This is a genomic window from Saccharothrix hoggarensis, assembly GCF_052936025.1.
In genome coordinates, this window is record NZ_CP193624.1 from 6,658,969 (window position 1) to 6,682,329 (window position 23,361).

General features: G+C 73.3%; 26 protein-coding genes. 4 read left to right on the forward strand and 22 right to left on the reverse strand.

Features of this window, described 5'->3' with window-relative positions; all coding sequences use genetic code 11:
- Positions 1-3: 3 nt before the first annotated feature.
- On the reverse strand, positions 4-906 hold the full coding sequence (locus ACRAKH_RS30125; protein ID WP_380723847.1) for a LysR family transcriptional regulator: 903 nt from the start codon (positions 904-906) through the stop codon (positions 4-6).
- 70 nt (positions 907-976) lie between these two features.
- Here ACRAKH_RS30125 and ACRAKH_RS30130 point away from each other — a divergent pair, with 70 nt between their 5' ends.
- Positions 977-1,858, forward strand: a complete 882-nt coding sequence (locus ACRAKH_RS30130) for a dihydrodipicolinate synthase family protein (RefSeq protein WP_380723848.1) — start codon at positions 977-979, stop codon at positions 1,856-1,858.
- On the opposite strand, the gene hutI is transcribed toward ACRAKH_RS30130, so the two are convergent.
- The 9 genes from hutI to ACRAKH_RS30175 all read right to left on the reverse strand — a co-directional run bounded on the left by hutI (position 1,818) and on the right by ACRAKH_RS30175 (position 11,245).
- Complete coding sequence (gene hutI / locus ACRAKH_RS30135) at positions 1,818-2,963, reverse strand: imidazolonepropionase (protein WP_380723849.1); 1,146 nt, start codon at positions 2,961-2,963, stop codon at positions 1,818-1,820. The two genes, ACRAKH_RS30130 and hutI, sit on opposite strands and share 41 nt — an antisense overlap.
- A complete protein-coding gene (locus ACRAKH_RS30140; protein WP_380723850.1) occupies positions 2,960-3,145 on the reverse strand; it encodes a DUF397 domain-containing protein in 186 nt (61 codons plus the stop codon). Before ACRAKH_RS30140 ends, hutI begins: the two co-directional genes overlap by 4 nt.
- Positions 3,146-3,156: 11 nt before the next feature.
- Positions 3,157-4,038 carry a helix-turn-helix domain-containing protein gene (locus ACRAKH_RS30145; protein ID WP_380723851.1) on the reverse strand — a complete coding sequence of 294 codons (882 nt, stop codon included), beginning with the start codon at positions 4,036-4,038 and terminating at the stop codon, positions 3,157-3,159.
- Positions 4,039-4,045: 7 nt separating this feature from the next.
- Positions 4,046-5,317, reverse strand: a complete 1,272-nt coding sequence (locus ACRAKH_RS30150) for a formimidoylglutamate deiminase (protein WP_380723852.1) — start codon at positions 5,315-5,317, stop codon at positions 4,046-4,048.
- 10 nt (positions 5,318-5,327) lie between these two features.
- Complete coding sequence (locus tag ACRAKH_RS30155) at positions 5,328-6,506, reverse strand: allantoate amidohydrolase (RefSeq protein WP_380723853.1); 1,179 nt, start codon at positions 6,504-6,506, stop codon at positions 5,328-5,330.
- Positions 6,499-8,145, reverse strand: a complete 1,647-nt coding sequence (hutU, locus tag ACRAKH_RS30160) for a urocanate hydratase (RefSeq protein ID WP_380723854.1) — start codon at positions 8,143-8,145, stop codon at positions 6,499-6,501. Before hutU ends, ACRAKH_RS30155 begins: the two co-directional genes overlap by 8 nt.
- Positions 8,145-9,683, reverse strand: a complete 1,539-nt coding sequence (hutH, locus tag ACRAKH_RS30165) for a histidine ammonia-lyase (protein ID WP_380723855.1) — start codon at positions 9,681-9,683, stop codon at positions 8,145-8,147. The genes hutU and hutH overlap by 1 nt, the downstream gene beginning before the upstream one ends.
- 117 nt (positions 9,684-9,800) lie before the next feature.
- Positions 9,801-10,769, reverse strand: a complete 969-nt coding sequence (locus tag ACRAKH_RS30170; RefSeq protein WP_380723856.1) for a hypothetical protein — start codon at positions 10,767-10,769, stop codon at positions 9,801-9,803.
- Complete coding sequence (locus ACRAKH_RS30175; RefSeq protein WP_380723857.1) at positions 10,766-11,245, reverse strand: SigE family RNA polymerase sigma factor; 480 nt, start codon at positions 11,243-11,245, stop codon at positions 10,766-10,768. Before ACRAKH_RS30175 ends, ACRAKH_RS30170 begins: the two co-directional genes overlap by 4 nt.
- 45 nt (positions 11,246-11,290) lie before the next feature.
- Here ACRAKH_RS30175 and ACRAKH_RS30180 point away from each other — a divergent pair, with 45 nt between their 5' ends.
- Positions 11,291-12,088, forward strand: a complete 798-nt coding sequence (locus ACRAKH_RS30180; RefSeq protein ID WP_380723858.1) for an IclR family transcriptional regulator — start codon at positions 11,291-11,293, stop codon at positions 12,086-12,088.
- 109 nt (positions 12,089-12,197) lie between these two features.
- Here the strand turns inward: ACRAKH_RS30180 and ACRAKH_RS30185 are convergent, their stop codons facing one another.
- The 4 genes from ACRAKH_RS30185 to ACRAKH_RS30200 are packed head-to-tail and all read right to left on the reverse strand — an operon-like array spanning position 12,198 to position 15,517.
- Positions 12,198-13,082: an ABC transporter substrate-binding protein gene (locus tag ACRAKH_RS30185; RefSeq protein ID WP_380723859.1), complete on the reverse strand. Its 885-nt coding sequence runs from the start codon at positions 13,080-13,082 to the stop codon at positions 12,198-12,200.
- Positions 13,079-13,819, reverse strand: coding sequence for an ABC transporter permease (locus tag ACRAKH_RS30190; RefSeq protein WP_380723860.1), 741 nt, complete (start codon positions 13,817-13,819; stop codon positions 13,079-13,081). The genes ACRAKH_RS30185 and ACRAKH_RS30190 overlap by 4 nt, the downstream gene beginning before the upstream one ends.
- A complete protein-coding gene (locus tag ACRAKH_RS30195) occupies positions 13,816-14,475 on the reverse strand; it encodes an ABC transporter permease (RefSeq protein ID WP_380723861.1) in 660 nt (219 codons plus the stop codon). Before ACRAKH_RS30195 ends, ACRAKH_RS30190 begins: the two co-directional genes overlap by 4 nt.
- Positions 14,468-15,517: an ABC transporter ATP-binding protein gene (locus ACRAKH_RS30200; RefSeq protein ID WP_380723862.1), complete on the reverse strand. Its 1,050-nt coding sequence runs from the start codon at positions 15,515-15,517 to the stop codon at positions 14,468-14,470. The genes ACRAKH_RS30195 and ACRAKH_RS30200 overlap by 8 nt, the downstream gene beginning before the upstream one ends.
- A 103-nt stretch (positions 15,518-15,620) precedes the next feature.
- On the opposite strand from ACRAKH_RS30200, the gene ACRAKH_RS30205 reads away from it, so the two are divergent.
- A complete protein-coding gene (locus ACRAKH_RS30205) occupies positions 15,621-17,180 on the forward strand; it encodes a bis-aminopropyl spermidine synthase family protein (protein WP_447009437.1) in 1,560 nt (519 codons plus the stop codon).
- A gap of 130 nt (positions 17,181-17,310) precedes the next feature.
- Positions 17,311-18,048 carry a hypothetical protein gene (locus ACRAKH_RS30210; RefSeq protein WP_380723864.1) on the forward strand — a complete coding sequence of 246 codons (738 nt, stop codon included), beginning with the start codon at positions 17,311-17,313 and terminating at the stop codon, positions 18,046-18,048.
- 1 nt (position 18,049) lies between these two features.
- On the opposite strand, the gene ACRAKH_RS30215 is transcribed toward ACRAKH_RS30210, so the two are convergent.
- The 8 genes from ACRAKH_RS30215 to ACRAKH_RS30250 form a co-directional block, all read right to left on the reverse strand.
- Positions 18,050-18,601: a hypothetical protein gene (locus ACRAKH_RS30215; protein WP_380723865.1), complete on the reverse strand. Its 552-nt coding sequence runs from the start codon at positions 18,599-18,601 to the stop codon at positions 18,050-18,052.
- A 26-nt stretch (positions 18,602-18,627) separates the two neighbouring features.
- Entirely contained in the window at positions 18,628-19,248 is a 621-nt protein-coding gene (locus tag ACRAKH_RS30220) for a hypothetical protein (RefSeq protein WP_380723866.1), read from the reverse strand.
- Positions 19,249-19,274: 26 nt separating this feature from the next.
- On the reverse strand, positions 19,275-19,874 hold the full coding sequence (locus ACRAKH_RS30225) for a hypothetical protein (RefSeq protein WP_380723867.1): 600 nt from the start codon (positions 19,872-19,874) through the stop codon (positions 19,275-19,277).
- Complete coding sequence (locus ACRAKH_RS30230; RefSeq protein ID WP_380723868.1) at positions 19,871-21,094, reverse strand: WXG100-like domain-containing protein; 1,224 nt, start codon at positions 21,092-21,094, stop codon at positions 19,871-19,873. Before ACRAKH_RS30230 ends, ACRAKH_RS30225 begins: the two co-directional genes overlap by 4 nt.
- Entirely contained in the window at positions 21,094-21,396 is a 303-nt protein-coding gene (locus ACRAKH_RS30235; RefSeq protein ID WP_380723869.1) for a type VII secretion target, read from the reverse strand. The genes ACRAKH_RS30230 and ACRAKH_RS30235 overlap by 1 nt, the downstream gene beginning before the upstream one ends.
- Positions 21,393-21,896 (reverse strand): YbaB/EbfC family nucleoid-associated protein, encoded by a 504-nt coding sequence (locus ACRAKH_RS30240; protein ID WP_447009438.1) that lies wholly within the window; start codon positions 21,894-21,896, stop codon positions 21,393-21,395. Before ACRAKH_RS30240 ends, ACRAKH_RS30235 begins: the two co-directional genes overlap by 4 nt.
- A 99-nt stretch (positions 21,897-21,995) precedes the next feature.
- Entirely contained in the window at positions 21,996-22,823 is an 828-nt protein-coding gene (locus tag ACRAKH_RS30245; RefSeq protein ID WP_447009439.1) for a hypothetical protein, read from the reverse strand.
- The gene (locus ACRAKH_RS30250) at positions 22,820-23,323 is read right to left on the reverse strand and encodes a YbaB/EbfC family nucleoid-associated protein (RefSeq protein WP_380720622.1); all 504 of its coding nucleotides are present in this window, start codon (positions 23,321-23,323) and stop codon (positions 22,820-22,822) included. Before ACRAKH_RS30250 ends, ACRAKH_RS30245 begins: the two co-directional genes overlap by 4 nt.
- Positions 23,324-23,361 lie beyond the last annotated feature (38 nt).

Here is a 23,361-nt window from a genome sequence, read left to right on the forward strand (position 1 = left end):
CGCTCACGCCGAAGGCGGGGAAACCAGGTAGGCGGAGGTCGAGGACTCCAGGGCGGCGACGCACGCGGCGATCACGGGATGGCCGGCGGCGCCGCGGCGGTAGGCGATGCGGGTGCGGCGGTGGACGTCGAGCGGGACCAGGCGGACGTCGGCCGGCGGGTGCGCGGCGGCCAGTTCCGGCACGAGGGCCACGCCCTGACCCGCGGCGACGAGCGCGAGCACGGCGGTGAAGTCGTCGGCGTGGTGCCGCACGCGCGCCGTGAAGCCGGCCGCCTGGCAGACGCGCATCGCCACGGTGTGGCAGAGCGTGCCGGGGGTGCCGACGATCCACGCCGCCTCTCGCGTGCCCGCGACGGTCCGGTCGGGCCACCCCTCGGCCGGCACGGCGAGGAACACCTTCTCGTCCAGCAGCCGCACGGAGTCCACTCCCGGGTCGGATTCGACGGGCGCGACGTCGTAGTCGTGCCACAGCGCCACGTCGAGGCGGCCGTCCCGCAGGGCGTCGGGCACGTCGACCGGGTCCAACTCGGTGACCATCAGGTCGAGTGCCGGGTGGTCGCGACCGAGGGCGACCAGCGCGGCCGGCAGGAGGGTCGGGACGGCGCTGGGGAACGCGCCGATCCGCACGGTGCCGGACAGGCCGGTGCGGGCGGCGGCGAGCGTTGCGGACGCGGCTTCCAGGGCGGCGAGGACCGCCTCGGTGTGGTGGACGAGGGCGGTGGCGGCGGGCGTGAGGCGGACGCTGCGGCCGGTGTGTTCGAGCAGCGGCACGCCCGCTTCCCGTTGCAGGGCGGCGAGCTGCTGGGACACGGCCGACGGCGTGTAGGCGCGGGCCTGGGCGACGGCCGCGATCGTGCCCAGGCGGGCCAGGTCGCGCAGGAGCCGCAGGCGGCGGACATCGAGCATCAGCTCAGCTTACGGTCGCCCGCAGGAACGCGAGCTGGTCCTTCACGGTTCGGGCGTGCACCGTGGGTTCATGACGCTCACCGGCTTGTACGTCCCCTTGATCACGCCGTTCGACCGCTCCGGCGGCGTGGCGCTCGACGCGCTGGAGGCGTTGGCCGTCCAGGTGCTGGCCGACGGCGCGCGTGGCCTGGTGGCGTTGGGCACGACGGCGGAGCCGTCCTCCCTCGACCCGGCCGAGCAGCGGGCCGTCCTCCGCGTGGTGACCAGGGTGTGCCGGGACCGGCACGCGCCGCTGGTCGTCGGCGCGAACACCCCGGAGGCGCTCCGGGCGTTGGCCGACCACCCGGAAGTGGTGGCGGCGCTGACCACCGTGCCGTCGTTCGTCCGGCCGGGCGAGGAAGGCGCGCTGGCCCACCTGACCCGGCTGGCCGCGGACAGCCCGGTGCCGCTGGTCGTCTACGACATCCCGTACCGCACCGGCCAGTACCTGTCCGCGGCGACGTTGCGGCGCCTGGCGGACGTGCCCGGCGTGGCGGGCCTGAAGTACGCGCCGGGCGGGATCAACGCCGACACGGTGGACCTGTTCGCCGACCTGCCGTCCGACCTGGCGGTCCTCGGCGGGGACGACGCGTTCATCTCGCCGCTGCTGGCGCTCGGCGCGCACGGCGGCATCCTGGCCTCGGCGCACGTCGCCACCGCCCGGTTCGTGCGGCTGATCGAGGCTTGGCACGCCGGCGACGTGGCCGAGGCACGAGCCCTGGGAGGACGGCTGAGCCTGCTGTCGGCCGCCCTGTTCACCGAGCCGAACCCGTCCGTGGTCAAGGCCGTGCTGCACGCCCAAGGCCGCATCCCGACCCCGGACGTCCGCCTCCCGCTCCTGCCCGCCCACCCGGACAGCGCGTCGGCCGCCCTCACCGCCGTCGAACGCCTGCCCGCCACACGGCGTGGGTGAGCGGGACACCCGGCCGGTACGCCAGGTGGGTGGTCGAGGGCGCGTCGAGCACGTGCACGTCGGCGCGGGCACCCGGCGAGAGGTGGCCGACGTCCGTGCGCCGCAACGCTTTCGCGCCGTTGAGGGTGGCCGCGGTGACGGCTTCCTCGACGGTCAGCCGCATCTGGAGGACGGCCGTGGTGATGCCGTAGGCCATCGAGGTCGTGTAGGAGCTGCCGGGGTTGCAGTTGCTGGCCAGGGCGACGGTCGCGCCGGCGTCCAGCAGCCTGCGGGCGGGCGGGAGCGGTTGACGGGTCGACAGGTCGCACGCCGGGAGCAGCGTGGCCACGGTGTCCGAGCCGGCCAACGCCTCGACGTCCACATCGGACAGGTGGGTGCAGTGGTCGACGCTCGCCGCGCCCAGCTCCACGGCGAGCCGGACGCCCGGCCCCTCGCCCAACTGGTTGCCGTGCACGCGCAGGCCGAGCCCCTTGGCGCGGGCGGCTTCGAGGACGGCCCGCGACTGGTCCTCGTCGAACGCGCCACGCTCGCAGAACACGTCCGCCCACCGCACGTGCGGCGCGACCGCGTCCAGCATGTCGCCGACCACCAGCGCCACGTACTCGTCCGGGTCGGCGCCCGGCGGCACGAGGTGCGCGCCCAGGAACGTCACCTCGTCGGCGTGCTCGGCGGCGATCCGGGCCGAGCGCACCTCGTCGGCCACGGTCAGCCCGTAGCCGGTCTTCGTCTCGATCGTGGTCGTGCCCTGGGCGACGGCCTCGGCGACGTGCCGCGCCAGGTTCGCGGCCAGGTCGTCGTCGGACGCCGCGCGGGTGGCGTCGACCGTCACCGCGATACCGCCCGCCGCGTACGCCTGGCCGGCCATCCGGGCCTCGAACTCGGCCGTCCGGTCGCCCGCGAACAGCAGGTGCGTGTGGCTGTCCACCCAACCGGGGAGGACCGCGCGCCCCTCCACGTCGACGCGCGCGTCGGCGGCGGGCGCGGAGGACGCGGGGCCCACCCACTCCACCCGGTCGGTGAAGACCAGTGCGGCGCCGGTGAGGCGACCCAGCTCGGGGTCGTTGGTGGTCAGCTCACCGATGCCGGTGACGAGCGTGCTGGTCACGAACGCAGGAACCGCTGCCAGGCCGACGACGGGAACGCCAACACGCCCGCGTCGGGCTTCTTCGAGTCCCGCACCGCCACCTCGGGAGCGGAGAAGGCCACCTCGACGCAGTTGTCGTTGTTGCCGCCGCCGCTGCGGCTGCTCTTCCGCCACACCAGGCCCGCTTGGTCCACAGTGGACACAGGACCGCCTCTCATTCCGACTCGGCAAGTATCCGCTCGATCGTGGCGATCGAATCCTCCGGACCGAGCGCCCGCCCGAGCAGGTGGTCGAACCGCATTCTAGCCCGCCGGACCTGTTCCGGATCTTCGATGTGGAGCGAGCCCGTCGCGTGCGAGACGTAGAGCAACGACGGATCCTCGACGTCGGAGAAGTCGAGCAGCGTGAACGCCCCCTCCTGGCCGGCATGGGCACCCAGATCCCTCGGCAACACGCGAAGGGTCACCGTCTCCAGTTCGGCGACCATCACCAAGTGGCCCAACTGGTCGCGCATGACCTCCCCGCCGCCGACCAGCTGCCGCAAGGCGCTCTCGTCGACGAGCGCCACCAGCCGCAGCGGGTTCTCCTCCGAGGTCAGGCGCTGTTGGCGGATCATGCGGACCTTCACCTGAGCGGCCAGTTCCGGCTTGGTCCGCTTGAGTGAATTCGCCTCCAGGACAGCGCGCGCGTACGACTCGGTTTGCAGGAGACCGGGAAGCAGGACCAGCGCCAGTTCCCACACCGTCGACGCTTCGGTCTCGACGTCGACGTACCCCATGTCCCGCAAGCCGAAGGCCGTCCACCACCCCGGCCGCAGCGCCTCGCGCACCGCGTCGATGAGGTCGGGGTCGTAGTGGTCGTACACGTCCATCATCGAGCGGGCCAGGTGGACGTCGAGCCGTGTCTCGCCGGCCTCCAGCCGGTAGAGGCTGTTGCGGTGCTTGTCGAGCGCGGCGGCGGCGTCCTCGATCGTCATCCCGGCCGCCTCCCGCATCCGGCGGATGCGGCGGGCCAGTTTCCGACGGCGAAAAGGTGGGCGTGCTGGTGGCATGCGACCCATGATGGTGATCGGGGCCGACAACACTGGGAATCCCATCACTCGATCAGGGGATCACCTCGGTCAGGAGCCGGGCGACGTCGCCCAACCGCTCGTGCACGCCGTCCCTGGCCACGACCTTGCCGCCGACCACCACCACCGCGACGTCCGACGCGGTGGCGGCCAGGACCAGCTGCTCGGGCTCGGCGCCGGCCGTCCGGACGGAGTTCGTCCGGACCGCCACGAAGTCCGCCGGCGCGCCCACTTCGAGCCGGCCCGCCTCGGGCCACCCGATCGAGGCGTGGTTGGTCAGCGCGCCGACGAGTTCCGCCGGGGTGAACCGGCCGCGGCGGCCGGTGCGCAACCGCTCGTTGTGCTCCAACGTGCGTGCCTCCACCAACGGGTCGACCACGGCGTGCTGGTCGCTGCCCAGCGACAACGGCGACCCGGCCTCCGCCAACTCGCGCGCCGGGCCGATGCCGTCCGCCAGGTCCGCCTCCGTGGTCGGGCAGAAGCACACGCCCGTCCGGGTCGACCCCAGCAGGCCGATGTCCTTGTCGGACAGGTGGGTTCCGTGGACGGCCGTCGTGCGCGGCGTGAGGGCGCCCGCCTCCGCCAGCAACTCGGTCGGCGTCAGGCCGTACGACTCCAGGCAAGCGTCGTTCTCGGCCGGTTGCTCCGACAGGTGGACGTGCAGCGGCCGATCGGGGAACGCGCCCGCTACCAGCGACAATGTTTCACGTGGCACCGCGCGGACGGAGTGGATCGCGGCGCCGATCCGGGTGTTGTCGTCCCCGCGCAGCTCAGCCACCCGGTCGAGCCACCGGTCACCCGTGCCGTCCGAGAACCGCTCCTGCACCCCGCGCACGGGCTGACCGATCCCACCCGCCAGGTAGCAAGCGTCCAACAGGGTGATGCGGATGCCGGCGTCGCGGGCGGCCTGCCGCAGGGCCTCCGCCATCTCGTTCCCGCCGTTGTGCAGGTAGTGGAACTCGCCCACCGCCGTCACGCCGGCCACGGCCATCTCCGCGTACACCGCCGTGGCGAGCTTCAGGTACGAGTCGGGGGTCAGCCGCTCCGCCACCGCGTACATCCGGTCGCGCCACGTCCAGAACGTGCCGCCGCCGTCCGAGTGCGTGCGTCCGCGCAACGCCCGGTGGAACGCGTGCGAGTGCGCGTTGGCAAAACCGGGGAACACCAAGCCGTGCAGGCGTTCCACGCCGAGCGGAATCGTGTCCACTGTGGACACGGAGGTGATGAGGCCCTTGTCCACGCGCACCAGGACGCGCGACGCGATGCCGTCCGGCAGCCACGCCCGCTCACACCAGAAGCTCTTCATCGGCAGCCCGTCATGTGGCCAGGTGCTCCAACGTCGTCGCCAGCGCCGCCACGCCCGCCGCGCAGTCGTCCGCCTCGGCGAACTCCTCCGGCGCGTGGCTGATCCCGGTCGGGTTGCGCACGAACAGCATCGCGGTCGGGACGTGCGCGGCCAGGATGCCGGCGTCGTGGCCGGCGCCGGTCGGCAGCGCCGGCGTGTCACCGCCGATCGCCTCCCGGATGCGGGACATGAGACCGCGGTCGAACACGACCGTCCCGCCCCAGCTCTCCTCGGACACGCGGACCTCACAGCCCTCGTCGGACGCCGCCGCGCGGGCCTCGTCGGTGATCCGCTCGACCACCTCGCGGGTGCGCGGCTCGTCGTCGGCCCGCGCGTCCAGCCACACGTCCACGGACGACGCGATCACGTTGGTGCCGCCGGGGTTGGGCACGATCCGGCCGACCGTCGCCCGCGCGCCGGACGTCGCCGCACGTCGCGCCGCCAGCACGAGTCGCGCGGCGGGGAGCATCGGGTCGCGGCGGTCCTCGATCAGCGTCGCGCCGGCGTGGTTGCCCTCGCCGGTGAACGTGTACCGCCACCGGCCGTGGGCCAGGATCGAGCTCGCCAGGCCCACCGGGACGTCCAGCCCGCGCCCCTGCTCGACGTGCAGCTCCACGAACGCGCCGATGGACGCCAACGCGCGGTCGTCCCGGCCCATCCGCAACGGGTCGAAGCCGGCCGCGTGGGCGGCCTCGCCGAACGTGACGCCGTCCGCGTCCGTCAGCGCGCACGCGGCCTCGGCGGAGATCGCGCCGGTCATCAGCCGGGAGCCGAGGCACGCCACGCCGAAGCGCCCGCCCTCCTCCTCCACGAACACCACGATCGCCAGCGGCTTCGAGGGCGTGAAACCCCTGGCTAGCAAGAGGTCCACCGCCTGCAACGCGGACACCACGCCGAGCGGCCCGTCGAACGCGCCACCGCCCGGCACCGAGTCGAGGTGGCTGCCGGTGACGACGGCGTCCGGGCCAGGCTCGCCCCACCACGCCCAGATGTTGCCGTTGCGGTCCGGGCGGACGTCGAGCCCGCGCCGTTCCGCCTCCTCGACGAACCACGCGCGCAGCTCGCGCTCGACCCGGTCGAAGCCGTGCCGCGAGTAGCCGCCGCGCCGGGCGTCCCGCCCGACGTCGGCGAGGTCCGCGAGGTCAGTCATCGGAACCGGCCATCGGGATCGGGACGTTCTTCTCGGCGGCGACGTCGACGGCCCGCTGGTAGCCCGCGTCCACGTGCCGGATGACGCCCATCGCGGGGTCGTTGGTCAGCACGCGCTCGATCTTCTGCGCGGCCAACGGGGTGCCGTCCGCGACCGTCACCTGACCGGCGTGGATGGACCGGCCGATGCCGACCCCGCCGCCGTGGTGCAGCGACACCCACGTCGCGCCGGACGCCGTGTTGACCAGCGCGTTCAGCAGGGGCCAGTCGGCGATGGCGTCCGAGCCGTCCGCCATCGCCTCGGTCTCCCGGTACGGGGACGCGACCGAGCCGCAGTCGAGGTGGTCGCGGCCGATGACGATCGGCGCGGACAGCTCGCCGGACGCCACCATCTCGTTGAACCGCAGGCCGGCGAGGTGGCGCTCGCCGTAGCCCAGCCAGCAGATGCGGGCGGGCAGGCCCTGGAACTCGACGCGTTCGCCGGCCATCTTGATCCAGCGCGCCAACTGCTCGTTCTCGGGGAACAGCTCCAGGATCGCCCGGTCGGTCTTGGCGATGTCGGCCGGGTCGCCGGACAGCGCCGCCCAGCGGAACGGTCCCTTGCCCTCGCAGAACAGCGGCCGGATGTACGCGGGCACGAAACCGGGGAAGTCGAACGCCCGCTCGTAGCCGCCCAGCTTGGCCTCGCCGCGGATCGAGTTGCCGTAGTCGAACACCTCGGCGCCGCGGTCGAGGAAGCCCACCATGGCCTCGACGTGGTCGACCATCGACTGGCGGGCCCGGTCGGTGAACTCCTCCGGCTTCGCGGCGGCGTAGTCGGCCCAGTCCTCCACCGCGACGCCCTTCGGGCAGTACGCCAGCGGGTCGTGCGCGGAGGTCTGGTCGGTGACGATGTCCACCGGGACGTCGCGGCGCAGCAGCTCGGGGAGCACCTCGGCGGCGTTGCCGATCAGGCCGACGGACAGCGCGCGGCCGTCCTCCTTCGCCTTCAGCACGCGGGCGATCGCGTCGTCGACGTCGTCGGCGATCTCGTCCAGGTAGCGGGTCTCCACGCGACGCCGAGCGCGCTGCGGGTCGACCTCGACGCAGAGCGCCACGCCCTCGTTCATGGTGACCGCGAGCGGTTGCGCGCCGCCCATGCCGCCGAGCCCCGCCGTGACGGTCAGCGTGCCGCGCAGGGTGCCGCCGAACCGCTTGTCGGCGACGGCGGCGAACGTCTCGTAGGTGCCCTGGAGGATGCCCTGGGTGCCGATGTAGATCCACGAGCCGGCCGTCATCTGGCCGTACATGGTCAGGCCCTCGGCTTCGAGGCGGCGGAACTCGGGCCAGTTCGCCCAGTCCGGCACGAGGTTCGAGTTCGCGATCAGCACTCGCGGGGCCCACTCGTGGGTGCGCATGACGCCGACCGGGCGGCCGGACTGGACGAGCAGCGTCTCGTCGTCGGCGAGGTTCGCCAGCTCGCGGCTGATGGCGTGGAAGCTCGGCCAGTCGCGGGCGGCCTTGCCCGTGCCGCCGTAGACCACCAGGTCCTCGGGCCGCTCGGCCACGTCCGGGTCGAGGTTGTTGTGGAACATGCGCAGGGCGGCCTCGGTGGGCCAGCTGCGGGCGGTGAGGTCGGTCCCTCGGGCGGCGCGCACCATCACAGTGCTCCTAGGAGTTCGGGGCGCCCGCTCATCTCGGGGCAGCCACTGCGGATCAGGTCTTCGGCGGCGGCGATCTCGGGCGCGAGGTGCCGGTCCGGGCCGGGGCCCTCGACGTGCTCGCGGAGCTTCGCGACGGCCGCCGCGGTCACGGGGGAAGGCTTGAGCGGACGGCGCAGGTCCAGGGCGCGGGCCGCGGTCAGCAGCTCGATCGCGAGGACGCGGCGGAGGCCGTCCACGGACTGGCGCAGCTTGCGCGCGGCGGACCAGCCCATCGAGACGTGGTCCTCCTGCATGGCGCTGCTCGGGATCGAGTCGACCGACGCCGGCACGGCCAGCCGCTTCAGCTCGCTCACGATCGCCGCCTGCGTGTACTGGGCGATCATGTGGCCGGAGTCGACGCCCGGGTCGTGCGCCAGGAACGGCGGCAGGCCGTGCGACCGGTTCACGTCGAGCATCCGGTCCGTGCGGCGCTCGGCGATGCTCGCCACGTCGGCGGTCGGGATCGCGAGGAAGTCCAGCACGTACGCGATCGGCGCGCCGTGGAAGTTGCCGTTCGACTCGACCCGGCCGTCGGCCAGCACGACCGGGTTGTCGATGGACGACGCCAACTCGCGGTCGGCGACCGTCTCGGCGTAGGCGACGGTGTCGCGGGCCGCGCCGTGCACCTGCGGCGAGCAGCGCAGGGAGTACGCGTCCTGCACGCGGGTGCAGTCCGGGCCGCGGTGGCTCTCCATGATCTCGGAGTCGCGCAGGATCGCCGCCATGCGCCGGGCGGACCGGCCCTGGCCGGGGTGCGGGCGCAGGGCGTGGAGGTCGGCCGCGAACACGCGGTCCGTGCCCAGCAGGGCTTCCACGCTCATCGCCGCGGTGAGGTCGGCGACATCGAGCAGGTGGTTCAGGTCGCGCAGGGCCAGCACCAGCATGCCGAGCATGCCGTCCGTGCCGTTGATCAGCGCCAGGCCCTCCTTCTCGGCCAGGCGGACCGGCTGGATGCCCGCCGCGGCGAGTGCCTGGGCGGCCGGCACCAGGTCGCCCCGCGCGTCGCGCACGTCACCCTCGCCGGTGAGGGCCAGCGCGGCGGCGGACAGCGGCGCCAGGTCGCCCGAGCAGCCGAGCGAGCCGAACTCGTGCACGACGGGCGTGATGCCCGCGTTCAGCATCGCTGCCATCGCCTCGGCCGTCTCCAGCCGGATGCCGGTGTGACCGCTGGTCAGCGTCTTCAGGCGCAGCAGGACGAGGGCGCGGACGACCTCGCGCTCCACCTCCGGGCCCGCGCCCGCCGCGTGCGAGCGGACGAGGGACTGCTGGAGGGCGGCCCGGCGGTCCGGCGGGATGTGCCGGACCGCCAGCGCGCCGAACCCGGTGGAGACGCCGTAGGTGGGCTGCTCGGCCGTGGCCAGGCGCTCGATGTGCGACCGGGCGGTGGTGACCGCCTCGCGGGCCGCCTCCGTGATCTCCACGGGCGCGCCGCCGCGGGCGACGGCGTGGACGTCATCGCGGGTCAAGGGCTTCGGACCCAGCTGCACGGGTTGCATGCACCCATCACAACCCGGCAACCGGGTCCGCACGACCCGAGGTCCGCCGATCGTGTCTGGCATCCCAGACGCGCCGCCGCGGCAGCGGTGTCCCGCAGGCGCCGCGGTCGGGTGGCGTCAGCCGCCGGCCCAGGCCAGGTCCGGCTCCGGGTCGACCACCACCGCCTCCGCCGCCGCGGTCAACTCCGCCAACCCCGCCGCCCGCACCCCGATGCCGGAGACCTGGAGGTGGACGTCCGGCCGGAGCTCCACCACGAGGTGGCCGCCGTCGGCCGCGTAGTACCGGGCGGTGAGCCCGCGGGCGGTGGTCATCGTCGGCGAACCCTCGAACCCGTACGGGCGCCGGCTCAGCAACACGTTGTAGGTGACGCCGTCGTGCACGCCCGTGGTACTGGCCTGCCAGCCCTCCGGCAGGCCCCCGTGCGCCTGGATGCCCCGCGAGCCGCCCAGCGACACCGGCAACCGGACCGGGCCGGGGTCGGGGCGGACCGACTCGGCGATGCGCACGGCGGTGGTGCGGGCGTCCGGGATGTTCCTCAGGGTGACCGACAGGTACACCTCCGGTTCGGGCTGCCACAGGACGGTCGTGGCGCCCGAGACGACGCCCGGCGCGCCGTTGACGGTGACGCGGTAGGCCTCCAAGGCGTTGGCAATCGCGTCGGCCATCGCGCCCGTGGACTCGTTGGCCGGCTGGACGGTGAACTCCAGGGACGGGTTCGTGGCCTTCGCGGTCGACTCGCCCTGCTCCCAGGTGCGTCGCGTGTACGTGGCCGGGTCGACCAGGCGCTGCCGCTCGGTGAAGCCCTCCGGCAGCCAGGTCGGGCTGAAGCCGAGCGAGACCGTCGGGATCGTCGGCTCGATCGGGATCTCGACCGACGTGGCCGGTGGCGACTCGGCCGTGGGTCGGCCGACCGCGGTGGCCACGACCGCCACCACCGCCGCCGTGGCGGCCGCCGCCAGGACCAGCAGGAACGACGTGCGGGACTTCCGGGGGCGGCGCAGGGCGGCCAGCACCGGGCCGGGGGGCGGCGCCTGGTCGGCGCGCATCCGGAGGGCGTCCCTGATCAGGCTCTCGGTGTCGCTCACAGTTCCTCCTTCACCCGGTCGTCGGCGCGCAGCGTCGCCAGCGCGCGCGAGATGTGGCTGCGGACCGTGACCTGGGAGCAGCCCAGGGTCTCGGCGATCTCGGCGTCGTCGTAGCCCTCGTAGAACCGGAGCACGACGGCCGCCTTCTGCTTGCGCGGGAGCTTGTCGATGCTCTGGAGCATCGCCTCGCGCTCGTCGTAGAGAGCGGACGGGTCCGGGGTCGGCGGGTCTATGCCGTGCAGCGAGGTCTGCGGCTTCCACCGGCGGCGCCAGCTCAGGTACTCGTTGGTGACCATCCGCTTGACGTACGCCACCGGGGCGTCGACGGCGGCGATGCGCGACCAGCGCTGCTGGGCCCGGAGCAGGCACTCCTGGACGACGTCCTGCGCGAGGTGCGGGTCGCCGGTCAGCACGGTGGCGTAGCGCAGCAGCGGGGTGACCTGCCCGGCGGCGAAGTCCTCGAAGCTGGTCGTCATACCCCTCCAATGCGCGGGACCGCGGATTTGTTGAGAATGGCTTTCGTGGGAGGCAGCAGCGACGTGCCGGCGTTGCGCCGAGGGCTCGCGGTGCTGCGCCTGCTGGCGAGCAGGCCGGGTCCGCTGTCCGCGGCGGCGGTGGCGCGTGAGCTGTCGCTGCCCCGGTCCACGACGTACCACCTGCTGGCGGAGCTGGCGGCGGCCGGCTTCGCCACCCACTTCCCGGAGGAGCGGCGCTACGGGCTCGGCGTGGCCGCGTTCGAGCTCGGCTCCGCCTACCTGCGCCACGACCCGCTGGAACGCCTCGCGCGGCCGTTGCTGCGGCGTCTCGTGGACTCGGTCGGCCGGACCGCGCACCTCGGCGTGCTGCACGGCGCCGAGTCGCTGTACCTGGTGCGCGAGCAGCCCCGCCACCCGACCACGATCGTGTCCGACGTGGGCGTGCGGCTGCCCGCGCAGCTGACCGCGTCCGGCCGGGCCGTGCTGGCCCGGCTGCCGGCGGCGCAGGTGCGGGCGCTGTTCCCCGGCCCGTTCGTGGACCGGACCGGCCGGGGGCCGCGGAACCTGCCCGCGCTGCGGCGCTTGCTGGCGGAGGAGCGTCGGCGCGGCTGGGCGGTGGAGGACGGCTACGTGACGGCCGGCTTCGCGTCCGTCGCCGCGCCCGTCTTCGACCACGGCGAACGGCCGATCGCCGCGATCACCGTGACGTTCCGGCACGTGTGCGACGTCGAGTGCGGCGAGACGTGGCCGGAGCTGGCGGCGGAGGTGCGGCGGACCGCCGACGAGCTGACCGGCCGGCTCGGCGGAGGTCGCCCGGCCGATCCGGACCCCGACAAGCACTGAGCCGCCGACAAGCACCGGGGACGCGACCGGCGTCGCGGTGGCGAGACCGCGGCGTCCGGGTAGGCGAACGCCCCCGGCACGTGCCGGGGGCGTCGACCGGTGCTCCGACCTACAGCTTGACGTCCTTCAGGAAGTTCGCGGCCACGTTCGCGATGGTCTGCTTGTCGACGTCGACCTGCTTGACCAGCTCGGCCAGCTTCTCGGTGGTGAGCGCCGCGGAGACCTTGTCCAGCGCGTCCTTGCCCTTGGCGTCGAGGGCGTCGGACCGCAGCAGCGGCACGACGTTCTGCGCCGGGTACATGGTCTTCGGGTCCTCCAGCTCCACGAAGTCGTTCGCCTTGATGTCGGCGGACGTCGTGTAGAGGTTCGCCACCTGCACCGTGCCGTCCTTCAGCGCGTCCACGGTGATCGGGCCGCCCGCGTCCGTGGTCTTGATCTCGGTGAACGTGACGCCGTACAGCTCCTTGATCTTGCTCTCCCAGCGCTGCGCCCACTCGCCGGCCGCGCCGAGCGCGTACTTGCCGGACCCGAGGTCGGCGATCGACTTCACGCCGCCCGCCGCGGTGGCCTTGGTGACCACCAGCACGTCCTTGTCCTCGGCGGCGGACTTCTCCAGCACCTCCAGGCCCGCCGGCGTCTTCGACTTCAACGCCGAGTAGACGTCCTCCGCCTCGGTGGTGGTGTTGGTCTTGTCGAAGTAGTTCAGCAGGTTGCCGGTGTACTCCGGCACCACCGCGAGCGACTTGTCCTGCAACGCCTTCACGACCAGCTCGCGGGCTCCGATGCCGGACCGCACCGACACCGCGGCCCCGGTCGTCCGCAGCGCCCCCGCGTAGATCTCGGCCAGGATCTTGTTCTCGGTGAAGTCGGCCGAGCCGACCACGACCTCGCCCGGCGCGGCGTCCTGCCCGCCGCCGCCCAGGTCCTCTTTGGAGCCACAGGCGGAGACGACCAGCGCCGCCGCGGTGACGATGACGGCCAACGTGCGCTTCATGCCGTGCTTCCTCCAGATTCGACGGGCGCCGGTGTCTTCCGGCGCCTCGGCTGCACCCCGCTCGACCCCGTCCGGGCCGACAGCCGCAACCCCGCGGGCACGACCAACCTGCCCAGGCCCGCGAGCAGGACGTCCAGCAGGACCGCGAGCAGCGCGATGAGGATCGCGCCGCCGATGAACTGCCCGTAGTCCAGCACCCGCAGGCCGTCCAGCAGCGGACGTCCCAACGTCTCGATACCCACGTACGCCGCCACCGACGCGGTGGCCACGACCTGCAGCATGGCGTTGCGCAGACCGCCGACGAGCAGCGGCAGCGCGTTCGGCACCTCGACCCGCCACAACCGCTGCGCCCCGGTCATGCCCATGCCCCGCGCCGCGTCCACGACGCCCCGGTCCACGTCCTGCACGCCCGCGTACGCGCCCGCCAGGATCGGCGGCACGGCGAGCACGACGAGGGCGATGAGCACGCTCACCGTGCCGCCGCCCGCGATCAGGTACAGGAACGTGACGAGCCCGAGCGTCGGCAACGCGCGCAACGCGTTGCTGCCGCCCACCAGCACGACACCGCCGCGTCCGGTGTGCCCGACGTACAGGCCGAGCGGCACCGCGATCAGCGCCGCGCCGAGCACCGCGCCGACGCAGAACAGCAGGTGGACGCCGACCCGCACCGGGATCGACTTGCCGCCCGACCAGTTGACCGGGTCGAGCAGCCACGCGAACGCCTCGGCGAAGATCATGCCTTGCCCACCAGGACCCACGGGGTCAGTCGGTTGCGGAGCAGCACCAGCAGCAGGTCGACGACCAGCGCGAGCAGCAGGGTCAGCACGATGCCGACGATGATCGGCGCGAGGTAGCGCTGCTGGAAGCCGTCCGTGAACAGCGTGCCGAGGCCGCCGGTGCCGATCAGCGCGCCCACGCTGACCAGGCTGATGTTGCTCACCGAGCCGACCCGCACACCCGCGGCCAGCACCGGCACGGCCAGCGGCAGCTCCACGGTCAGGAACCGCCGCCACGGGCGGAAGCCCATCGCGGTGGCGGCGGCGATGACGTGCGCGGGCACGGCGCCCAGCGCCTCGGCGACCGGCCGCACCAGCAGCGCCGTCGTGTACAGCGTCAACGCCGTGATCACGTTCACCGGGTCGAGCACCCTGGTCCCGATCAACGCCGGGATGATCGCGAACAGGGCCAGCGACGGGATCGTGTAGACGACGTTCGACAAGCCGATCAGGGCCGCGTTGACCGCGCGGAACCGGTGGCACAGCAGGCCGAGCACGATCGCCAGCACCACCGACACGACCAGCGGCGCCAGCGACAGGTAGACGTGGTCCAGCAGCCGTTCCAGCAGCGCCGCCCGCGTGCCGGCGTCGCTCAGGTACCGCGCGACGTCACCCACGGCGGCGCTCGATCACGTCCAGCACCTGCCTCGCCGTGACGACGCCGGCGAGCCGCCCCTCGGCGTCCACCACGACGCCGAGCCCGGACGGCGACGACAGCGCGGCGTCCAGCGCGCCCCGGATCGGCGTGCCCAGCTCGTACAGCGAGCCGCCGGGCACGACCGCGGCGTCCGGCGCGACCCAGCCCCGGGGCCTCTTGTCCGGGTCGACCACGAGCCGCCAGTCCGAAGAGGACTCGTGCGCCGAGCCGGCGGACACCGTGGCCACCTCGGCGACCTCGATCCCGGATGAGTCCACAAAGGACAGGCTGCGGTAGCCGCGGTCCTTGCCGACGAAGTTGGCCACGAAGTCGTCCGCGGGCCGTGACAGCAGCTCGGCGGGCGGCGCGTACTGCGCGAGGACGCCGCCGGTGCGCAGCACCGCGACCTTCTCCCCGATGCGCACGGCCTCGTCGATGTCGTGCGTCACGAACACGATGGTCTTGTCCAGCTCGGCCTGCAACCGCAGCAGCTCGTCCTGCAGCCCTTCCCGCACCACCGGGTCGACGGCGCTGAACGGTTCGTCCATGAGCAGCACCGGCGGGTCCGCGGCCAGCGCCCGCGCCACGCCGACCCGCTGCTGCTGCCCGCCGGACAGCTGCACCGGGTACCGCTTGCCCAGCTCGACCGGCAGGCCGACCAGCTCCAGCAGCTCGGCGGCACGCGCGCGGGCCCTGCGGCGGGTCCACCCCGTGAGCAACGGCACAGTGGCGACGTTGTCCAGAACGGTCCGGTGCGGGAACAGGCCCGCCTGCTGGATGACGTACCCGATGCCGCGCCGCAACGTGGGCGGGTCCACGGCGAGCACGTCCCGGCCGTCCACCAGGACCGTGCCCGACGTCGGGTCGACCATCCGGTTCACCATGCGCAAAGAGGTGGTCTTGCCGCACCCTGACGGGCCGACGAAGACCGTGATCGTGCCCGCCTCCACCACCAGGTCCAGGCCGTTCACCGCGGTGGTCCCGTCGTCGAACCGCTTGGTCACGTCGCGGAACTCGATCACCCGTGGTCCTCCTGCCGATGTGCATCAGGCGTCGATCGACCCTAGCCCGTCGATCCGACCGCGGCACGGCGTTTCACCATCCGGTCAGTAGGCTGCACCGTTTGTGGCAACCGAACCAGTGCGCGCTCTCCTGGCCGAACGCGGAACGCACGCCCGCAAGCTGCGGCGCGTGCTCGACCTGCTCGCCGGTGACTGGCACACGTTGGCCGAGTTGGTCCGGCTCCCGGCGGTGCCCCGGCGCACCGTGCAGGAGCTGCTGACCGCCGTCGGCGACGACCTGGAGACCAGTGGCGACCGGTACCGGCTGGCGCCGGCCAAGGCCGCCGACTACGCCGCGTTCGGGGCCGGTGACGACCTCGTGGACCCGGTCGACGCGCTGGTGTCGCGGCACACCGAACACCTGCGGTCCATCCTCGCCGACATCGCCGACGTGCCGCCGCCGCTGGCCGCGCTGGACCACGTGCAGGCGACGGCGGAGACGGCGTTGAAGCGCGCGCTGTGGCTGAACACGACGTACGACCTGGCCGGGCGGACGCTGCTGTGCCTCGGCGACCACGACCTGACGTCGCTGGCGGTGTGCGCGGTGAACCCGTCCGTCGAGGTCGTCGTGGTCGACGTGGACGACCGGTTGCTGGAGTTCATCTCGACGCGCGCGGAGGAGCGCGGCTGGACCGTGCGGACGGTGCACGCCGACTTCCGGTTCGGCCTGCCGCCCGCCGTGGTCGAGTCCGCGGACCTCGTGTTCAGCGACCCGCCGTACACGCCGGAGGGCATGGCGCTGTTCGCCGGGCGGGCCGTCGAGTGCCTGTCCGACGTGGCCCGCGGCCGGGTGCTGCTGGCGTACGGGTTCAGCGACCGGACCCCCGCCCTGGGGCTGAAGGTGCAGCAGGAGTTGCAGCGGCTCGGGTTGGTGTTCGAGGCGATCCTGCCCGCGTTCCACCGGTTCGACGGCGCGCAGGCCATCGGCAGCGCCGCCGACCTGTACGTGTGCCGGCCCACGTCCCGCCGCGCGACGTCGACGCCCAAGACGTCCATCTACACGCACGGCCCGCAGTCCGTGGAGGCGACCGGGCCGAGTGCCACGGCGCTGGCGGCGCTGGTCGACCTCGCGCCGCGGCCCGAGTCCTCGCCACCGCCCAAGCCGCGCGCGCCGGGCTGGGCCGACCCGATCGGCAAGGGCGCGGCGTCGTTGGCGGTGGACCTGACCGGCGACCCGGGGCCTTGGCTGCTGCGGACGCTGCTGGCGTGCTCACCGGGCCGGATGGCGGCGCTCGTGCCGAACAACCACCCGGACGTGGCCTCCGCGGCGGGACAGCACGGGCTGAAGTCGTTGGTGGACACCAGGTTCGCGCTGAGGTTCCTGCGCTCCACCCCGGACGGCAAGCACTGCGTGGTCGTGGCCGACCAGGTGTTGGCGGGCACGCTGGACGTCGGCGGGCTGGCCGTGCGGGAGGTGCTGATGCGGGCACACGGCAAGCTGGGGAACGTGTGGCGCGAGGCGCTGGTCACCGCGACGCACGGCGCGATGACCAAGCGGGAGGCGCGGGAGCGCATCGGGGAGCACCTCGACCCCGAGCACACCGACCTGGAGCTCCGGCTGATCGACCTGCCGCGGCACCGGATCGCCGCCCTGCTGCCGCTGATCCGCGCGTCGGCCGGGTAGCCGGACCTGGCCCGACTTGGCCCGACTGGCCCGACCTGGCCGGACCGGCGGACTTGGCCGGAATTCCGGCGAAGTCCGGCGTCGCGGCGCCGTTCGGCGGTAACTTCCCGTCGAACCAGGAGGCACGCGCATGAACCAACCCCACGGCGGCTGGACGCCCAACCCGGGCGCGCCGGGGCCGCGGCAGCACCCCGGTCAGCAGCCGCACGCGCCCCAGCCCCACCCGGGTCAGCCTCTCCCGGCCCAACCCGGGCAGTTCGGCCACCCCGGCCAGCCGCCGCACCCCGGCCAGACCCCCTACCCGGGCCAGCCGTACTACCCAGGCCAGCCGTACCCAGGCCAGTCCCCGTACCCGGGCCAACCGCGCCGACCCAACAACGCGCTGCCCGTGCTGGCCGCGCTGTTGTTCCTGCCGAACGTGGTCCTCCTGTACGTCGCCTCGCTGCCCGCCGTGTCCGACGGGAGGGTGCCGACGCCGCACCTCGGGCTCACCCTCCTCGGCATCCCGTTCACCGAGGAGATCACCGGGAACGTCGACTTCGCCATCTCGCTGACGTTGAGCGTGGCCACGACGGTGCTCGTCCTCGCCGTGGTGCTCGCGTGCCGAGTGCCGGGCGTGCGGTGGGGCCTGGTCGGGATCGCGGTCCTGGCGGCGGCGCACAACGTCTACGTGGTCGCCGAGGTGGCGGCGAACCTGCCGGCCGAGTTCGTGGCGCTGCCGGCGATCGCCCTGGTGCTGTGGGTGGTCTCGGGCCTGGTCGCCGCCCTGCCGCCGGTGGGCCGCGCGATGCGGGGCGCGAAGCCGCCGCACCACCTGCCCGGACCGCCGTCCCACGTCCCCCCGCCCGCGCACGGCCAGTGGGGCTGAGTCACAGGAAGTCCCCGCGGTTCACGACGGCCTTGGACCGCGGCCGTGCCGCGCGGGGCGGCCGGGTGGCGGCCAGCACGACGTGGGCGAGACCCACCAGTGCCGCGCCGCCGACCACCCAGTTCCGCGTCCCCGACACCGAGCCGGAGAGCACGGGCGCGAACGTGCCGGACGGGTCGACCACCAGCGCCACCCGCTCACCGACTTCGGCGACGTAGTCGGCCGAGCCCGAGAACGACACCGGACGGCCCGCGCAGTCGAACTCGTGGTGCAGCGTCGGAGCGCTGGTGCGGTGGGACTCCTGCCGGCGCTCGACCAGCTCGCAGTCCACCCGGTCGCCGACCACGGTCATCAGCAGTGAGCCGGCGCCGAACAACGACGCCATCGCCAGCCCGATGCCGACCACGACGCTCACCGCCGTGAACGGCCCGTTCGGCTGCCGCGCCCTGGTCCCGAACACCAGCAGGACGAGTCCGACGAGCCCGGCGACGATGCCGAGCACACCCCACGCGCCCGTCGCGCTGAAGAGCACGCCGACGCTGAGCAAGGCCACAACGCCAACCACCATGGCCGCCGTCTTCACAGGAACTCCTGACTCACCTTGGGGCCGGGCAACCGGGGAGCGGGCCGCGGCGGCGGCAACAACGCCACCACGAGCACGAACAGCAGTCCTGCCAACACCACGCCGACAAAGGCCAGGTTCCGCCCCGACGACACGTCACCCACCAGCGCCGGGTCGACGACCCCAAGACGATCCACCACCAGGAGGACGCCGTCCCCCTGGTCGGCGACGTACCCGGAACGACCGGTGTACTGCACCGCCCGCCCGCCGCACTCGAACGTGTGGTGGTAGTAGTCCGACCCCGAACGGGTCGAGGACTCGTGCCGCTCCACCACGACGCAGTCCGCGCGCTCGCCGAAGACCGTCAGCCAGGCGGAGTGCGTGAACCCCTGGCTCACCATCGCGAACGCGATACCGCCCACCAGCGCCACCCCGATCAGGTAGCTCCGCGGCCGCAGCATCCCCGTCGCCCAGGTGAACCCGACCAGACCGCCGAAGATCGGCACCAGCCCGAACGCGCCCCACCCGGCGCTGACGGACAAGAACACCCCCGTGCTCAGCAGGCCGAGCAGGGACAGCACCATGACCGGCACCCACACCGCCTTGCGACGCGGCTTCGTGCCCCGCTCACCACTCACGCGTCCCCCGCTCACTCGTGGCGCCGTCACAGGAAATCCTGGCCACCCGCCACCGATGCCTCCCGCGCCGACCGCGTCGACGACCTGGTCGCCGCGAACCAGGTGTACAGCAGCCCGAACGCGAGCGCCGCCGGCAACGCCCACAGGCCGGTGGTCGTGAGGTCCGACGGACGCAAGGCGTTCAACAAACCCGTCCGGTCGAACACCAGCGACGTCCGCTCGCCGACGTCACCGATGTGCTCGGAAGCCGTCTGGTACGGCCGGTACTCGATCCGGCGGTCGCCGCACTGCACGGTGTGCAGCGTGTAGGACGCCGACCTGGTCCCCTTGACGACCCTCTCGTCCAGCACCACGCAATCGGTGCGCGTCTCCCCGAACGCCGAGAGCCACAGCGGAGGACCCTGCACGACCGCCGAGATGAGCACCGCGGTCAGCACGGCGATGGTGGCGAAGAACGACAGCACACTCCGCCACAGCCACATCGCCCCGGCCAGCAGACCGGCCATGCCCAGGGCGAACAGCGCCATGCCCAACCAGCTCACCCGCTCGGCCGCGAACAGGAACCCGCCGGCGAGCACGAACACCAGGCCGGCGACGCACGACGTCACGGCGAGCTTCTTCGTCACTCGTCCAGGTATCCCGTCTGGCGCTTGAAGGTCGGCTGCCGCTCCTCGGGCACGCCTTCCAGCTCCAACTCGTCCTGCTTGGACGTCTCGCGCAGGACGTCGGCGCCGAACTTGGTCTGGAACCCGCCGCCCATCACGTCCGGCACGGAGTGCGGCGACACGTGGCCGTTGCGCTCCAACGGCTTGTACGGCGTGTACGCGTCACCGACCTTCTCCATCAGCGGGGTGCCGCCGACCTTGTCCTCGTAGACCTTCTTCCAGGTGTCGCCGGCGTTCTTGTAGCCGTCGCCGAACTCCCGGCCCGCGTCCCGGAGCTTGGTGCCCGCGTCGCCCAACGTCGGGCGCGCGTTGCCCCAGTCCTCCATGCGCTTGCCCGCGTTCTCCAGCCCTTCGAACTTCACCCCGCCCGGTGTCCCGGACGCGCGCGTCGCGGCCCCGCCGCCCTTGCCGAAGCGGGCCAGGCCCTTCAACGCGTCCCCCAGCGCGCCGAACAGCCCCTTCAACCGCCCCATGATCCGCGTGACGACCCGCATCAGCTTGGCGATCTGCTGGGTGATCTTGCCGAGCACGACCGCGCCCCGGCCCACTGCCCACGCGGCGAACGCGGCGATCGAGCTGCCGAAGCTCACCACCGACGACGCCAGCGCGATGGCCGCGTTGCGGATGACCTCCCAGACGAACATGGCGATCAGGTCGCGGATCATGCCGCGGATGGCCGCCGTGATCGTCCCGGCGGTGGCGATCTGCTCGGCCACCGTCACGCACGTCCGGCTCATGACCAGCGTTTCCTGCACGAGCCGGCCCTGGCTCTGCCGGAACCGCTCCGCCGCCTGCTCCTCCCAGCCGCTGACCTGGCCGGAGACCGCGTCGTGCTGCGCCTGGGCGACCTGGTCCAGCGCCGTGGCCGTCTCGTTCCAGACCTTCACCGCGGCCTTGATCCGGTCACCGTTGCCGGCCAGCCAGTCCAGCGGCTCGCGCAGGAAGCTGACGTGCTCGATGAGCCAGCCGATGCCCGCCGTGGCCAGCGACCCGAGCGGGTCCATCACCATGCCCAGCACGTCCAGGCCCAACGCGGCCGCGTTCATGCCGATCTCGGCGTAGTCGCCCTGTTCCGCGCGGGTGCAGGAGTCGGCGAGCTGGAAGAACGACTCGACGGCCCCGCCGCCGGCGTAGTTGTCCGGGTTGTTCCACTTGTCGTTGAACCCGGTCCACTCCACCATCACCGGCCTCCCCGGAAGCGCTGGTCGTTCTCGTCCTCGACGTTCTCGTAGTCCACGGCGGTGGCGGTGGTGTCGCCCGCCGCCTCCCCGTACGCCGTGGCCAGCGCGCGGATGCCTTCCACGGTCTCGGCCGCGAACTGCTGGGCTCCGTCGGCGAAGAACTGGAGCAGGACGCCGAACGTCTCGCCGCCCAGGTCCACCCCGCCGGCCTTGTCGGCGGCCGCCTCGATCTCGCCCTTCCGACCCTCCTGGTCGCCCGCGAACCTCCGCAGCTGGTCCGCCTGGACCTTGAACCCGCTCACCGCAGCACCGTCCCGAAGCCGTCGTCGTCATCGGTGTCGTCACGTCGGTGCGACGACGGCCGCCGGGGCGGCACGGGCGGCTGCGGTGCGGGTGCGTCCCACGCGACCTGCCGCAGGACGCTGCCCTCCTCGGCCGGCGGGGGCGGCGGGGTGGGCGGCTCCTCCTCCTGCGGGATGAAGCTGGTCAGGAAGTCCATCGCCTGCGTGCCGCCGAACTGCGGCTCGACGATCGAGGCCACCTGCCGCGCCGCCTGCGCCTGGGCCCGCCGCACGGCCGCCATCACCGCCTGGCCGAGCTGGACGTGCGAGAAGTCGGCCGCGCGCGGCGAGAACTCGATGTGCTGCAACGCGCCGTTCGGCGCCACCGTGACGGTCACCGCGCCGTCGGGCGAGCGGACCGTGGCCGACGCGCCGTTGATCTGCGCCTGCATGTCCTCGGACCGCCGGGCCAGGTCCTGCGCCCTGGCCTCCAGGTCCGCGATCATCCGCTCCGGGTTCACCGCCTGTGCCCCCCTCGTTCCGTTTCGCGACGGTTCGGGAGTATCGCGGATCGGCCCACGCCTTGTCCGGCCATCCCCGGAATCGGCCCGCACGGCACGTCAGCGGGCGGGCTGCGCCGCCAGCCCTTCCAAGCGGCCGAGGATGCGGGTGAGCGCGCGCAGGAGCCGCGTGATCTGGCCGGTGACGCGTTCCAGCACCGTCCCGGCCCGGCCCACGGCCCACCCGGTGAACGCGGCGAGCGACGCGCCACCGCTCGCCTCCGCCGTGGCCAGCGCGACGGCGGCGTTGCGGGCGACGTCCCACGCGAACATGCCGATCAGGTCGCGGACCATGCCGCGGACGGCGGCCGTGATGGTGCCCGCGGTGGACAGCTGCTCGGCCACGGCGGCGCACCGCCGGCTCGCGGCACGGGCATCGGCGGCCGACGCGGGGTCGCGCTCGTCGCGGGCGAGGCGGTCGAGGTCGACCGCGGCCCGCCGCCACCGGCCGACGGCGTCCCTGATCCGGTCGCCGTCGCCCGCCAGCCAGTCGAGCGGCGCGTTGAGGAGCGCGACGTGCTCGACCAGCCACCCGACCTCGGCCAACGGCGCCAACGGGTCGAGCACGAGCCCCAGGGTGTCCAGCCACGCCGAGGCCAGCGCCAGGTCGGCGTCCGGCTCCCAGGGCGCCTGGTCGGCGGACGGGTCCGCCTCACGAGTCGTCCCGTCAGCCGGCGCAGGCACCCCAGGCACCCCAGGCGCACCCGGCACGCCCACCGCGGGCGGCCGAACGCCCTCGGCCGCACGGGCCGTCAGGTCACGCGCGCCCTCGGCGAAGAACCGCAGGAACAACCCGAACGCCTCACCGTCCAACCCGGCCCCGGCCAGCCCGTCGGCGATCGCCGCACGCTCCACCGCCGCACGCGGCCGGGCCTCGATCCCGCTCACCGCGACGACGGCTCGCCGGCTTCCGCCGGGCACCACAGGCTGCGCGGCAACGGCAGGTCGGACGGCTCCGGCTCCCGACGCGGCACGCCCGCCGACACGTCCGCACGCACGCCCACCGGCACGTCCGCACGCGGCTGGTCCGCACGCGGCACGTCCGCACGCGGCTCGTCCGGCAGGTAGGCCGCCATGAACTCCATCGCCGCCGTGCCCGCGAAGTCCGGCTGCACGACCTCCGCCACCTGACGGGCCACCTGCGCCTGCGCCCGCTGCACGGTCGTCATCACGACCCACCCGAGCTGGGCGTCGGACAACCCCTCCGCGGGCAGGGAGAACGAGATGTCGCGCAACGCGCCGTTGGGCGCGACCGTCGCGGTGACCCACCCGTCGGGCGAGCGCACGGTGGCCGCCACGGCGCGGATGCCGTCCTGCACCTCCCGCGACCGCCGGGCCAGCTCGCGCGCCTTGGTCTCCAGGTCGGCGATCATGCGTGCCGGGTCCACCGGATCGTCCCCCTACTCCAGACCTCCACCGACCGTGG

Excerpts from the sequence above, each read along its gene's own strand:
- ACRAKH_RS30230 (WP_380723868.1), bottom strand. The coding sequence starts at position 21,094 with ATGGTGGAGTGGACCGGGTTCAACGACAAGTGGAACAACCCGGACAAC.
- ACRAKH_RS30155 (WP_380723853.1), bottom strand. The coding sequence starts at position 6,506 with ATGACTGACCTCGCGGACCTCGCCGACGTCGGGCGGGACGCCCGGCGC.
- ACRAKH_RS30130 (WP_380723848.1), top strand. The coding sequence starts at position 977 with ATGACGCTCACCGGCTTGTACGTCCCCTTGATCACGCCGTTCGACCGC.
- ACRAKH_RS30185 (WP_380723859.1), bottom strand. The coding sequence starts at position 13,082 with ATGAAGCGCACGTTGGCCGTCATCGTCACCGCGGCGGCGCTGGTCGTC.
- hutU (WP_380723854.1), bottom strand. The coding sequence starts at position 8,145 with ATGGTGCGCGCCGCCCGAGGGACCGACCTCACCGCCCGCAGCTGGCCC.
- ACRAKH_RS30190 (WP_380723860.1), bottom strand. The coding sequence starts at position 13,819 with ATGATCTTCGCCGAGGCGTTCGCGTGGCTGCTCGACCCGGTCAACTGG.
- ACRAKH_RS30175 (WP_380723857.1), bottom strand. The coding sequence starts at position 11,245 with ATGACGACCAGCTTCGAGGACTTCGCCGCCGGGCAGGTCACCCCGCTG.
- ACRAKH_RS30145 (WP_380723851.1), bottom strand. The coding sequence starts at position 4,038 with ATGGGATTCCCAGTGTTGTCGGCCCCGATCACCATCATGGGTCGCATG.
- ACRAKH_RS30150 (WP_380723852.1), bottom strand. The coding sequence starts at position 5,317 with ATGAAGAGCTTCTGGTGTGAGCGGGCGTGGCTGCCGGACGGCATCGCG.
- hutH (WP_380723855.1), bottom strand. The coding sequence starts at position 9,683 with ATGCAACCCGTGCAGCTGGGTCCGAAGCCCTTGACCCGCGATGACGTC.
- ACRAKH_RS30210 (WP_380723864.1), top strand. The coding sequence starts at position 17,311 with ATGAACCAACCCCACGGCGGCTGGACGCCCAACCCGGGCGCGCCGGGG.
- ACRAKH_RS30125 (WP_380723847.1), bottom strand. The coding sequence starts at position 906 with ATGCTCGATGTCCGCCGCCTGCGGCTCCTGCGCGACCTGGCCCGCCTG.